General features: G+C 73.6%; 9 protein-coding genes. 7 read left to right on the plus strand and 2 right to left on the minus strand.

Annotation, left to right across the window (positions count from 1 at the left end; genetic code table 11):
- The first annotated feature begins 12 nt into the window (after positions 1-12).
- The 3 genes from AB0F10_RS26200 to AB0F10_RS26210 are packed head-to-tail and all read left to right on the plus strand — an operon-like array spanning position 13 to position 8278.
- On the plus strand, positions 13-1515 hold the full coding sequence (locus AB0F10_RS26200; protein WP_360630248.1) for a hypothetical protein: 1503 nt from the start codon (positions 13-15) through the stop codon (positions 1513-1515).
- Positions 1512-3482 (plus strand): CHAT domain-containing protein, encoded by a 1971-nt coding sequence (locus tag AB0F10_RS26205; protein ID WP_360630251.1) that lies wholly within the window; start codon positions 1512-1514, stop codon positions 3480-3482. Before AB0F10_RS26200 ends, AB0F10_RS26205 begins: the two co-directional genes overlap by 4 nt.
- Positions 3479-8278, plus strand: coding sequence for a peptidoglycan-binding domain-containing protein (locus AB0F10_RS26210; protein WP_360630254.1), 4800 nt, complete (start codon positions 3479-3481; stop codon positions 8276-8278). Before AB0F10_RS26205 ends, AB0F10_RS26210 begins: the two co-directional genes overlap by 4 nt.
- Positions 8279-8468: 190 nt before the next feature.
- On the opposite strand, the gene AB0F10_RS26215 is transcribed toward AB0F10_RS26210, so the two are convergent.
- Positions 8469-9191, minus strand: coding sequence for a Clp protease N-terminal domain-containing protein (locus AB0F10_RS26215; protein ID WP_360630257.1), 723 nt, complete (start codon positions 9189-9191; stop codon positions 8469-8471).
- A gap of 158 nt (positions 9192-9349) precedes the next feature.
- Between AB0F10_RS26215 and AB0F10_RS26220 the strand changes: the two genes are divergently transcribed.
- From AB0F10_RS26220 to AB0F10_RS26235, 4 genes are all read left to right on the plus strand, one after another.
- Entirely contained in the window at positions 9350-9871 is a 522-nt protein-coding gene (locus AB0F10_RS26220) for a SigE family RNA polymerase sigma factor (protein WP_360630260.1), read from the plus strand.
- Entirely contained in the window at positions 9868-11037 is a 1170-nt protein-coding gene (locus tag AB0F10_RS26225) for a hypothetical protein (RefSeq protein WP_360630263.1), read from the plus strand. The genes AB0F10_RS26220 and AB0F10_RS26225 overlap by 4 nt, the downstream gene beginning before the upstream one ends.
- Positions 11038-11081: 44 nt before the next feature.
- Positions 11082-11744: a hypothetical protein gene (locus AB0F10_RS26230; protein WP_360630267.1), complete on the plus strand. Its 663-nt coding sequence runs from the start codon at positions 11082-11084 to the stop codon at positions 11742-11744.
- Positions 11745-11862: 118 nt separating this feature from the next.
- Positions 11863-12354, plus strand: coding sequence for a YdeI/OmpD-associated family protein (locus AB0F10_RS26235; protein WP_360630270.1), 492 nt, complete (start codon positions 11863-11865; stop codon positions 12352-12354).
- A 36-nt stretch (positions 12355-12390) separates the two neighbouring features.
- On the opposite strand, the gene AB0F10_RS26240 is transcribed toward AB0F10_RS26235, so the two are convergent.
- Positions 12391-12765, minus strand: a complete 375-nt coding sequence (locus AB0F10_RS26240) for a DUF4259 domain-containing protein (protein WP_360630273.1) — start codon at positions 12763-12765, stop codon at positions 12391-12393.
- Positions 12766-12969 lie beyond the last annotated feature (204 nt).

The following is a 12969-nucleotide window of genomic DNA, read 5'->3' on the forward strand; positions in this document are numbered from 1 at the left end:
GGAGTGCGACCGATGACCGAGCTGCAGGTGGGCGGGACCGTCGAGCTGGAGCACCAGGTCTCCGTCTTCGCGGCGGACGTGACCGGCACCGCCGGGGAGGTCACTCCCGGCCCGGCGCCCGGCACGCCGGCACGGGACGCGGCGCCGGTGGGACTGGGCGAGGTGCTGGCCGAGCAGGCGGTGCCGGAGCGCGGTGCCGAGGTGCTCGGCGGGCGGGCCGAGCGGGCGGGCCTGGTCCGCCGCCTGGAGATCCCGCTCGGCGAGCTGGCGCCGCAGCCCGGCGCCGGGCGGCCCCGGGTCGAGCTCACCGTTCCGGCGCCGGACGACGACGAGGCGCAGGCGGTGCTCGAGGTCGACGAGTACGGCCTGCTCCGCTGGCACTTCGCGGTGGACGGCGCCGACGCCGGCGCGGGTGACCGGGGCGGTGCGACGCAGACGTTCAGCATCCCGGTGAACCCGATCGAGCTCGACGGCGAGGACGGGCCCGGCGAGCGTGGCCTGCTGGGTCTGGGCGTACGCAAGGCGTTGCACGTGGTGCGCTTCCCGGTGGAGTTCGTCGCGGGCCGGGCGGCGCGGTTCGCGGCCGGCCGGTGGGAGACCCGGCACCGCCCGTACGGGCTGCACCGGGCCTCGCCCAGGTATTTCGCCGGCGAGCCGGACCCGGCCGATCGCGGGCTGTTCGACGGCGGGCCGGTGCTGTTGCTGATCCACGGCACGTTCAGCGTCGGGCGATCCGGTTTCGCCGGCATCGGCGCCGACGCGGCCCTGCTGCGCGAGCTGTCGGACCGCTACGCCGGCCGGGTGGTGGTGTTCGACCATCCGTCGGTGCACGTCGACCCGGACGAGAACGCCCGGATCCTGCTGGAGTCGCTGCCGCCCGATCGGCGCACGGTCGTCGACGTGGTCGCGCACTCCCGCGGCGGCCTCGTCGCCCGGCGGCTGGCCGCGCCGGAGGCCGCCGGCGCGGCCCGGCGCCCGCCGCCGGTCGTGCGCCGGATGATCCACGTGGCCACGCCCAACGCCGGCACCCCGCTGGCCGGCCCCGAGCACCTCGGCGACCTGCTCGACGTGTTCAGCAACCTGGTGACCCTGTTCACCGACGAGGGCAGCGGCGCGATCGCCTCGGCGGTCATCGAGGTGGTCAAGCAGGTCGCCACCGGGGCGCTGAGCGGCCTCGACGGGCTGGCGGCGATGGACCCGGCGGCGCCCTGGCTGGCCGGGCTCAACGCGGCGCCGGCCGACCCGGGCACCCGGGTCGCGGCGATCACGTGCGACTACGACTCGGCGGGCGCGAAGGTCGCGGTGCGGGCGCTGGACTTCATGGTTGACCGCCTCTTCGGTACGGGCAACGACCTCGTCGTGCCGACCGCCGGCGTGTACGAGGCGGGCTCGTACCTCGTCGACGACCGCCTCGACCTGTCCGGGGCGGCGCCGTCGGTCGCCCACTCGGGGTTCCTCGGCGACCCACGCGTACACGGGTGGCTCGCCGACCGGCTGCCGGGGAGCCGACGGTGACCTACTCGGTGATCTGGATCGGCCCGAAGGACGGCGACAGCCATCCGGTCGAGCTGCGCGCGCCGGACGGCCTCTCCGGGCGCATGCCGGCGACCGCGGTCGATGACGTCCGCGCGCTCGACATCAGCTCCGACGGGACCCCGAAGGCCGCCCTGGACAAGGCCGGTCTCGCCCTGTTCGACGCGCTGGCCGCCGCGCTCGGTCCCGGCCTCGGGCCGCGGCTGGCGGCGGAGGACGTCGTGCTGGACGTCGAGGCGGCCGAGCTGGGCCGCCTTCCGTGGGAGCTGCTCCGGGTGCGGCCGAACAAGCGGATGGTCTTCGCCGACGAGGCCTGCCCGGCGGTGCGCGGGCGCCTCCCGTTCGCAGCGCCGCCGCCGGGCGTTCCGACGCCCGTGCACGTGCTGGTGGTCATCGGCGATCCCACCGACGGCCGGATCAACGCGCAGCAGGAGATCGACGCGATCTACGCCGGCGTGTGCGAGCTGCCGGCCTGCTGGCAGGTGGACGTCCTGTCGGGACCGTCGATGCCCGAGCTGAAGGCCGCCTTCGCGGACATCGGGCCGCACGTGCTGCACTTCATCGGCCACGGCGTGGACGACGACGGCGCGCCGGCGCTCGGTGTGGTCAGCCCGGTGGGCGGGGACTGGCCGCTCACCGCGGACTTCGTCGGAAACGCGCTGCGCAACGCGGAGCCGCCACGTCTGGTCGTGCTCAACGCCTGCCGCACCGCGACCGGCGCCGAACCCGCCGGTGCGGGCCCGGACGCCGCCTGGGGCGTGGCCGAGGCGTTCCTGGACAACGGGGCCGGCGCCGTCGTGACGATGCAGGGCGACGTGGCGTCCGACGCCGCCGTCGTGTTCAGCAAGGGGCTCTACCGCTCGCTCGTCTGCGGAAGGTCGCTGCCCGAGGCCGTCGCGACGGCCCGCAACGACATGGCGTTCGACCAGCGGCTCCGGCCGCGCGACTGGGCACTGCCGGTGCTGACCGCGCGCGTCGATCCGGCGGGTGCGCTGACCGTCGTGCGCAAGGTCGAGCCCGGCGACGCCGTGCGGCACGAGCCGAAGGTGTTCGACGACGTGCGATGGATGGTGGACCGCAGCGCCGAACGCCGCCGGCTGCTGCGCTGGCTGGACGGCGCCGGGGACGACGCCTCGGTCCGCGTCGTCGGGATCACCGGCGGCGAGTTCGTCGGCAAGAGCCTGATCGCGCTGGCGTGCGTCCTGGTCGGCCGCATGCGCGGCATGCCGGTCGCGTACGTCGACCTGCGGCGCCGGCGCGGCCACCTCGACTGGGTCGGGTTCATGAGGGCGCTGGCGGAGGCGGCCGTCACCGGCGTCGGCCCGGCGGCCGAGATCCCGGCGCAGCGGTTCCGCGACCACCTCGAACGGGTGGCGGCCGAGATGAACGCGGGACTTCCCGGGCGGCCCGCGGTGTCGACCATCACCGATTCGATCATGCCGCCGAGGCCGACCGGGCCGCTGCGCGTGGAGGACTACTACCGGGTCGCCTTCGAGGGCTTCGACACGTTCGTCGACGAGGTCGCGGGGCAGGGCCCGCTCCTCGTGGTGCTCGACCACGTCGACCAGCTTCAGGACCAGAAGCCGATCGTGCGGTGGCTGATCGCGCCGGCGGCCGCCGCGAAGACGCAGCGCATCCGCATCGCGGTCTTCGGGCGGGAGAACGACCTCGAGCAGATGCTGCCCGGCACCGTCGTCGACCGGACCCACGACCTGCACGTCGGTGAGTTCCCGCCGGCCGACATCGTCAGGCTCGCACACGAGTACTGCGTCCGGATCCAGCGCCGGGACGACTACCGGGCCGCCGTACGCGACGAGGCGGTCTGGAAGGAGTTCGTCGACGAGATCCTCGAATGGGCCGAGAAACGCTCCGGCGGCGGCGTGGAGATCTCTCCCGTGGAGCTGAGCTACCTGGAGAAGATCCACCAGTGGCGGGTGAAGGCGCGATGAACGAATACTCCGCCGCCGCGATGGCGACCCGGCTGCTGGGCGCCCTGGACGACCCGGCGCGGGCCGCGGTCCGGCGCTGTTCCGTCGTCACCTCGTTCGACGAACCGCTCTACAACGAGATACTCCGCGACGGCGGGCCCGGCCTCGACGAGCTGGTCGACGAGGGCTGCATCGAGGCGAACCGCGGCTGGGGCGGCTTCCAGGTGCCGCGCACGCTGCGGGACGCCGCGTGGACCTCGTGGTGGTCCGAGGCCGGGCTCGCGCCGGCCAGCCGGCGGGTGCCGCCGTCGCTGCGCGACCTCGCGATACGCGTCGCCGAACGGCCCGCGACGCCACCCGAGGAGGAGCTTCGCGCGCTGGTGCTCGCCGACCCGGACCGGGCCGCCGGGCTGTTCGAGCGCGTCTACCGCGAGCGGGACGAGGTGCTGGACTATCCGGGCTGCCAGGACCTGCTCGACGTGCTGGCCCGGCCCGAGCTTCTGCCGCTGCTCGGCGCCCGCCTCGTGGAGCTGCGCAACGACCGGGACCGCTACCTCAAGGCGCGGCTCTTCTGGCATCCGTCGATGGTGGCGACGGCCCGCTATCTGCCGCGGCCGCCGGTCGAGGCGCGGCTGAACGCCCTCGTCGCGAGCCACACCGGGCAGGCGCTGCGCATGTACGCCACCGGCGGCATGGGCAAGTCCACCGTCGCGCACCGGTTCATCGCGTGGGAGTGCGTCGCACGGCGGATTCCCTGCGCACTCGTCGACCTCGACACCGAGGTCTTCGACGCCACCGTCGCCGTTCGCTGGCCGTGGCTGGTGATCCTCGAGTTCGCCGCCCAGCTGAACCTGCAGATCGACGGCGCGCCCTATCAGGAACTGCTCCGCGAGTACGGCGTGTACCGCTCGATGCTGCTGCCCGCGACCGGCGACGCCGCCCGGTCGAGCAGCGCGGCGACCGCCGACCTCGCCGCCCTGCAGCGGTACGCGAGCGAGGTCGTCGAACGGTTCCGGCGGGTGACCGCCGCCCTCCCGATCCCGGTCCTGCTGGTCCTCGACACGCTGGAGGAGGCGACGCTGTGCTTCCCCGAGGCCGACGCCCTCATCGGCATGCTCGCCGAACTGTGCGAGACCGCGGCACCGGCGAAGCTGGTGCTGGCCGGGCGCGGCACGGCGTCCGAGGCCGAGATGCCCAGCCTGCGCCGGCTGTTCCCGGACGCGGAGAGCTCCGACCTGGCGATCGAGCCGTTCACCCGCGACGAGGCCGTCCGCTACCTGCGCGAGGTCCGCGGCGTCGACGACGAGGCCCTGGTCGACGTGGTGGCCGACCGCGCCGCCGGCTCGCCGTGGCTGCTCAGCATGTACGCCGACGTCGCCGCCTATCGCACGGCCGACCCGGCGGTGGTGGCCGGCTACGACCCGTACCTCGCCTGGTGCATCGACCGGGTGGTCGCCCGGCTCGGCGGCGCGCTGCAGTGGATGGTCCGGTACGGGGTGGTACCGCGGCAGCTGGACCGCGACTTCGCCGAGCGGATCGTCCACCCCCGGATGGTGGCGGGCCTGACCGGCGCCGCGCCGGACGATGACCCCGCGCTCGACCGGCGCCCGCCGCACGTCAAGGCGCTGTTCCCGGCGGACGGCACACCCGGGCCGCCGTTCGCGGCCGTCTGGGACTCGCTGGCGCGCTACGCCAACGAGTCGTCCTGGGCGAGGCTCTCCGCCGACCGCCGGACCGTGAGGTTCGACGACGCGCTCAGCGGGCCGATGCGCCGGATGCTCGCCGACCAGCCGGTCAGCCGTCACCTGCACGCGGACGCCGTCCGGTACTACCGGGCGGCCGGCGACCGGCTCCAGGAGCTCTACCACCTGTTCCAGCTGGACCCGGAGCAGTGGGCGGTGCGCTGGCGGCAGGCGATCGAGGACTGCTGGTCGCGGGGCGACATCGACGGCGTCATCGCGCTCACCGCGGACGCGGCGGAGCCCGGCTACGTCGGGGAACCCGACCCGTTCGGGATGCGATCCGGGCCGGCCGTCGACGATCCCAGCCTGGCGCACGCCTACACCGAGCAGGCCTGGGCACTCGCCGTGGTCGGCCGGCGCGACGGCATCGTCGCGGGCGATCCACTGTGGGCCCGGGTGCTGCGCTGCGCGAGGAACGCGTCGGCGCTGGACACCGGGCACCGCCCGGCTCGGTGGCTGGCCGCGCACGCCACCTGCCTGCTGATGAGCGGGCAGTACGCCGAGGCGCTCGAGGCGCTCGAGCGGGGCCCGGACCCCGGCGCCGACCATGGCGTCGGGACCGAGCTCGCCCTGCTGCGGGCGGAGGCGCTCGTCGGGCTGGGCCGCCACGGCGACGCGTGGCCGTCCGTCGTCCCGGCCGTTCAGGCGCTGGAGCCGGCGCGGGAGTTCCCGTGGACGGTGGTGCGCGCCGCCAACCTCGCCGCGGTCCTGGCCTGCCGGCAGGGAAAGATCGACTGGGCGTGCGATCTGGTCGACGGCGTGCTGGACAACGCCGACGCGCGGGCCCGCGGCGGCCTGCGGCGGCTGCGCGCCCGGCTGGCGCTCAACGCCGGTGCGCCCGGCCACGCCCTCACCCTGCTGGACCGGGACACCGACGCGGACCTCCTCGTCGAGGCGCTGCTCGACCTGGGGCGGCCCGAGGACGGCGTGGATTCGGCCCGGTCGGCGCTGTCGATGCTCGACGCCGACGGGCAGGCGGCCCGGCGCGCCCAGCTCCTGACGCTGGCGGCCCGCTGCCACGCCGCGTTGCTCGATCACCCGGCCACGATCGACCTTCTCGACCAGGCCTTCGCGATCTGGTCCTCGCTGCAGGACATCGGTGCGGCCGCGCTGACCGCGCTGACCAAGGCCGGGCTGATCCTGGACACCGCGGGCGACCTGCGCACCGCGCAGGCCTACCTCGAGGAGTTCGAACGCCTCCAGCCCCACCCGACCGGGGTTCACCAGGCACGGCACGCGATCCTCTCGGCACGTCTGGCCGCCGCCCGCGGCAACCGGACCGCCGCGTACGCGACCTGCGTGCGGGCCCTCGACGCGCTGGCGGCGCAGGACGAGGACGTCCGGCTCAGGGCCGAGGTCGCGGTGCTGGCGCTGACCGTGGCATCGCCGGAGGACGCCGACGCGGTGGCCGGCACGCTGGAGGCCCTGCTCGACCGGATCGAGCCGCGCGCCGCGCGTACCCGATTGCTGGCCGGACTGAGTCGCGGGACCGGCCCGATCGGCGCGGCCTGGCGCTGGACCGGCGACGGCCCCACCGCGGAGGCCGAGCCGGTCGTGCTGCGCTGGACGGCCGAGGTGTGCCTGGCGGCCGGCAATGTGGAGGACGCGGTCCGGCTCGCCGCCCTGGCGGCCGGCGACGCCGCGGATGACTACGGCCACTGGAGCTACGTGGAGTTCCTGTCGCGGGCCCACCGCCTGGACCTCGCGCCGCCGCCGCAGCCGCCGCCCGACACCTGGCCCCACCTGCGCGACGCGTACTTCGTGCTTCGGTACGAGGACGCCGAGCCCGGCGACGAGGCGCTCGACAGGCTCGACATCGACGGGACGACCCAGTGGGCGGCGCGTGCGCAGGTCGCTCGGTCCCGGATGCTGCGCCGGCTCGGGCGCGACGCCGAGGCCGCGGCGTACCGGGCCCGCGAGATCTACAGCGACCTCGACGATCCGCGCGAGGACGACCCCGAACTGGTCGTCAACGCGGCCGACGCCCGCGGTGTCCTGCCGGGGTGGGGCTACGTCATCGACGCCCGCATCAGCGTCGGCGGCGACGGTGACCTGCGGATCGACGATGAGCCGCTCACCGGCGCGCTGCGGCGCCTGGCGGAGGTGCCGGACGCCGTGATCCGGATCGAGGCGGACCCCGCCGCGGCGCCGGAACCGTTCGAGATCACCGTGCCGTGGCCGGCCGCGGCCCGCGCCGTCTACCGGGCGCCGCGGACGTCCACCCAGGACAAGGCCGAGGCGCGGCTCATACAGTTCGCCCTGACCGTGCTCGGCCGGTCGCCGGGGAAGATCGACGGCCGGTTCGGCACTCGGACGCGCCGCGAGCTGATCGCCTTCCAGAGTGCCCGCGTCCGCCCGGCCGACGGTGAGGCGGGCCCGCGGACCTGGGCGGCGCTGACCAGGGCGGTGCGGGAGCTGCCGGCACGCCCGCCGGTCGTCCTGTCCCTGGAACGCGACGTCGAGGACTCGATCAACTCCGCTCGCGGGGTGACCCACTACGGCGCACCGCTGGCGTTCCTGTTCGAGTCGCTGGAGTGGGTGCACGGCAGCCTGGAGCTGCTCGGTCCGCAGATCCCGGCGGTCGATCTGCTCTACGTCAACGGCTCGATGGAGTCGAGCGGCCAGGTCCCGGTGATCTCCGCGCGGAGCGAAACGTACGGCTACGAATCGCCGTGGCGCGCGGCCTCGCAGGTCGAGTCGCTCACCGTCACCATGTTCGACCGGTTCCTCAGGCAGGCCGCCGAGGTGAACGGCCTCGCACCGGTCGTCGTGCTGGACGTGTCGCTGTCGGCGTCGAAGAGCGAGGCGGACCGGCAGGTGCGCCTCCGCAACGACTTCGCGCACCAGCTGATGAGCATGGGCCACGCGCCGACGATCCTGGGCACCGGCTCCGGACCCGACGCCTCACCGGAGAATCTCGTGTCGGTACTGGACGCCGCCGCCAGGTTCGGCTGGACCGCCGTCGACCTGTTGGTCCGGGCGCGCGAGCAGCAGGCGTACGAGGCGGGCGTCGCGTTGTTCAGCGCGGCGCCGATCGAGCGCTTCCCGGTCATCGCCACCACCCGGCGACGCTGATGCCTCAGGAGCTCAGTCGCAGTCGACCTCGGGCCGCAGCGCTTGGACGAAGCTCGTTCGCCGCAACTGGACGCCGGCCCGGCCGCGGGGGCCGCCGGGCGCCGTCATGAGCGTATCGGGTCAGGCCGCACCCGATAGGCCCACGACGGCGGCCGGCGGCCACCGCGGCATCCGCGTGGTCGCGACCGTGCTACGACTCGGGCGTTGCGGCCAGGGCGGCGACGATGGACGCGTCGGCGGTGGCCTTGTCGACGCCGAGGCCGGCGAGGACGCCCGTGCCGTCCTCGAGTTCGAGCAGCGCGAGCAGGATGTGCTCGGTGCCCACGTGGCTGTGGTTCATCCGCAGCGCCTCCCGGAAGCTCAGGTCCAGGGCCTTCTTGGCGTGCACGTCGAACGGGATGAGCGCGGGCACGGCGTCGGCCGCCGCCGGCAGCGTCGCGGTGGCGGTCTGCCGGACCGCGTCGAGCGACACGCCCTGCGCGACGATCGCCCGGGCGCCGAGCGCGGCCGGGTCCGCCACCAGGCCGAGCACCAGGTGCGCCACGCTGATCTGGGCGTTGCTCTTGGCGCGGGCCTGCTCCTGCGCCGTCACGACGACCTTCCGGGCGCGGCTGGTGAAGCGGCTGAAGCCCTGGCTGGCGTTGAGGTCCGGCGCCTCGCCCTTGGCGACGAAGCGCTTCTGGGCCGCCTGCTTGGTGACGCCCATGCTGCGGCCGATCTCCGTCCAGGAGGCGCCGGAGCGGCGCGCCTGGTCGACGAAGTGCCCGATCAGATGGTCGGCCACGTCCCCGAGGTGGTCGGCGGTCAGCACCGCGTCGGTGAGCTGGTCGAGGGCCCCGGAGTGCGTCTTCTTGATGGTGTCGATCAGCTCGTCGAGCCGGATCGAGTTGGTGGTGGGTTCGGCTGTCGTCATGCGTCAACCATAAGTTGACGGCCCGGGCCACGTCAACCCGAAGTTGACGCTGCGTCCGGCGCCGCTCCGAACGCGTTGCTTTTCCCCCAACCTTTTCCGGACGATTGTCGTCTTGGCTGGTATGACAACAGCACCGGTTCGGGCGAGACGGGGTTGCCGTGGACGAACTGACTCCTGACTTCGACGCATTCGTGCAGTTCAGGACGCCGGCTCTGCTCCGTTCGGCGTATCTGCTCACCGGCGATCAGCACCTGGCCGAGGATCTGGTGCAGAGCGCCCTGGGCCTGACCCATCGCGCCTGGCGGAACCTGCACGCGACGGGCAACGCCGAGGCGTACACCCGCAAGACGATGTACCACCTCCAGGTCTCCCGCTGGCGCCGCCGTCGCGTCGTCGAGTGGTTCTCCGGCGACCTGCCGGACCGGCCGGGCGTGCAGTCCGACCACGCCGAACACACGGTGCTGCGGCTGTCGCTGCTCAGCGCGTTGTCCCGCCTGACCGCCAAGCAGCGCGCGGTGATCGTCCTGAGGTTCTACGACGACCTGACCGAGGTGCAGGCGGCGGAGACCCTGGGAGTCAGCGTCGGCACCGTCAAGAGCCAGACCGCGAAGGCGCTCGAACGGCTGCGGCTCCTCGCACCGGAGCTCGATGGAGTCAGTATGATCGGAGACGCCCGATGATCGATATCGACGCCCTGCGCCGGGAACTGAACGAGACCGCGACCGAGGTCGACACCGTCGACCTGCGCGAGCGGGCACTGGCCACCTCTCACCGCGTACGGATCCGCCGCACCGCCGCGACCGCCGTCGCCGGGCTCGCCGTCGCCGCGCTGGCGCTCGGCACCGCCGTCGCGGTCCGGGCCGACCGGACTCCCGCACCGCCCGCGGTACCCCCCGTCCCGTCGCCGACCCTGCTGCCGACCGAGCGGCAGAGCGGCCGGCCGGACCTTGGCCCGTTCGAATCCGGCACCCTCACCGTGCCCTCCTGGGGCGTCGCCGCGTCCGTCGGGTGCAGCGAGGGGCGGATGACCCTGACCGATGCCGGGCAGGAGCGCGACGACCCGCACCGGCCGGTGAACGTCCTGTCCTACGTCGCGGTGGACGTCGACCAGGACGGCGCCGAGGACTATGTGGCGCACCTGATGTGCGGCGAGGGACCGGAGGCCGGCGGCAGCCAGGTCGTCGCGTTCCGGCGCGACGGCCGGGAGCTGCGGCCGATCGGCCGAATCGTCGGCACCCAGGACGGGTTCGGCATGATGGACCATGTCGAGGCACGCAGCGGTGGCCGGGTCGCGATCCTGGTCGCCAAGGAATACACCGACACCGGCGAGGAGACCGTGCCGAACCAGTGGCGCACCTACGCCTGGCGCAAGGGCGGGTTCCAGCAGGTGGGCGGCCCCACGACGTTCCCGGCGAAGCCCCCGGCGGCCCTGCTGTCCGTCGTACCGTCGACGCTGGCGTTCCGGCCGGCCGGAAGCGGATTCACCGGCAAAATGACGGTGACGGTACGCAACGACGGCGACGTCGACGTCCCCCGGCTGGAGCTCCTGCTGATCCTGCCGGGTCAGGTCCGGCCCGCGGGCGGAGACTGGGCGGGCTGCACCGTTCGCTCCGACGAGGACGACAAGAGCGACGATCCGACGGCGCTGGTCTGCGCGGTCGACGGGCCACGGGCGCGATCGCGCGTCTCGATGCCGTTCACCTTCGTCGCCGCGGAAAAGCCGGTGGCGGTCGAGGACGAGATCGGCATCGGCAACCACGAGGTGTCGATAACGCAGCTGCCACCGTTCGGCGGACAGGTAGCGATGAAGGTGCCGGAGGCGATCATCGCGATCAGCCTGCCCTGAGGTTCCAGGAGCGGCGCGCTCCGGCGATCCGGGGCAGACCCTGGATGTCGCCCGCGATCACCTTGCGGCATGATCTTCGGGTGCGCCGCTCCCTGGTATCCCTCGCCGCTGTCTGTTCGATGTTGCCGGCGCTGTCCGGCTGCGCAATCGGCGACGCCACCGGATCGGGCCGTCCGGCAGCGGCCGCCGGCAGCGGTCCCGCATCGGCACCGGCCGCCGGCAGCGGTCCCGCATCGGCACCGGCCGCGACGTCCGCCGCGGCGAGGCCGGCCCTGTGCGACGGCCGAAAGCCCGCGCCACGCGACCCGTTCCCCTTCAATCGCGACGCGACACGTCGCGACGGCATGCTGCACTTCTACGATGCGGGCGGCGATCCGGGAGGCGAGAGGTACGTCGGAGGCACCGCCTTCTTCGACAGCCTCGACTCGGCCACCTTGGCGGCCCTGATCGAGGCGCGGTTCATCGACCCGTACGACCGGCAGAATGCCGCACCGGCCGCGTGGGAGATCCTCGGGTTCCTCTGCCGCCACCCCCAGGTACGCGCCATGGGGTACGTGACAAGCATCGAACGCCCCGACTACCGCACCTCGCTCGAGACCGTCTACGCCGGCGAGATCGATGCGGAACTGCGTGCCGACGCCCTGAAGTTCTGCGTGGACGCCGAAGGTCTGGCCACCGACGATCACCTGGAATGCTTCTGGGACTGAGCGGACCGGGTAAGGACACCGCAGGAGTCCGGCGCAGCCGTGCTGACTGCCAGGGCCCTCGGACCGGCATGGCCGGATGCCGCTGTCGTGCCGACAAAGTTGGTGGGACCATCGGTGGGTGCGGTTCAAAGCCATCGCCCAGGACGCCGGCCGAGGCCGGGTATTGATCCCGGTGCCCTTCGATCCGAACGAGGTCTGGGGTGCCAAGCCCCGCCACCATGCCGGCGGAACCGCGAACGGCCATCGCGTTCGCGGCCTGATCGAGCGACACGACCAGGTGTGGGGTCTGCTGCTGGGCGCGATGTGGACGCGCGACTGTGCCGTCGCGGCCGGCGACGAGGTCGACCTGGAGATCGAGGCGGAGGGCCCGCAGCGCGCCGACCTCGCCGACGACATCGCGGCCGCGCTGGCCGCCAACCCGGAAGCCGCCGAATTCTTCGACGGACTGGCCCAGTTCTATCGGCGGGCATACCTGCGCTGGATCGACGCGACGAAGCGGGATCCGGCGCAGCGGGAGCTCCGGATCGCACAGACCGTCGACCTGCTCGCCGCCGGCGTCAAGGACCACCGTCAACGGCAACCGCCGGCACAACCGGCCGCCACCGACTGAACGCCGGGGGAGAACGCCGGAAACGAGCCGCGCCGGTCAGAGCGAGAAAGGCGTTTCCCGCTGCGGCGGGTAGACAACGGCGCGCAGGTCGCAGATGCCCCGGCGCCACCCGGGCCCGTCGGGGCTCTCATCCCATGCCTCGGCAGGCCACGACGATTCCCCGATCACGCAGTCCAGGGCGTCGACGGCGAGATCCCGAAGATAGGCCGGAAACCGCGGCCTGGGTCCGCTCGGCCCGTGGCTGGTGTCGACGGCCACGCCGCCCGGGCACCGGGCTGCGACAAGAGCAGCGGCGGCCACCGTCCAGGTCACCGGCAGAGTCCGCGGCATCGTCCACCAATTCACCGGAAGAGGCTCTCCAACGGCATGTCGCGACGCGCAAGCCCGCCGACCACAACCGTCGAGGCGCATCCGCCTGCGCGACGGGCGTGGTGGGTCCGCCTGCGCGACGGGCGGTGGTGGGGTCGCGTGCGCGACGGGCGGTGGTGGGGTCGCGTGCGCGACGGGCGTGGTGGGTCCGCCTGCGCAACCGGCGAGGTGCGTCCGCTTGACCCACCACCCACCCCGGCCTGCCCGACCGACCCTCCTGCCGCGCCCATAACGCGGAAGCCCGAT

Origin of the sequence: Actinoplanes sp. NPDC026623, from assembly GCF_040638275.1 — a bacterium.
In the GTDB taxonomy this organism is placed as follows: domain Bacteria; phylum Actinomycetota; class Actinomycetes; order Mycobacteriales; family Micromonosporaceae; genus Actinoplanes.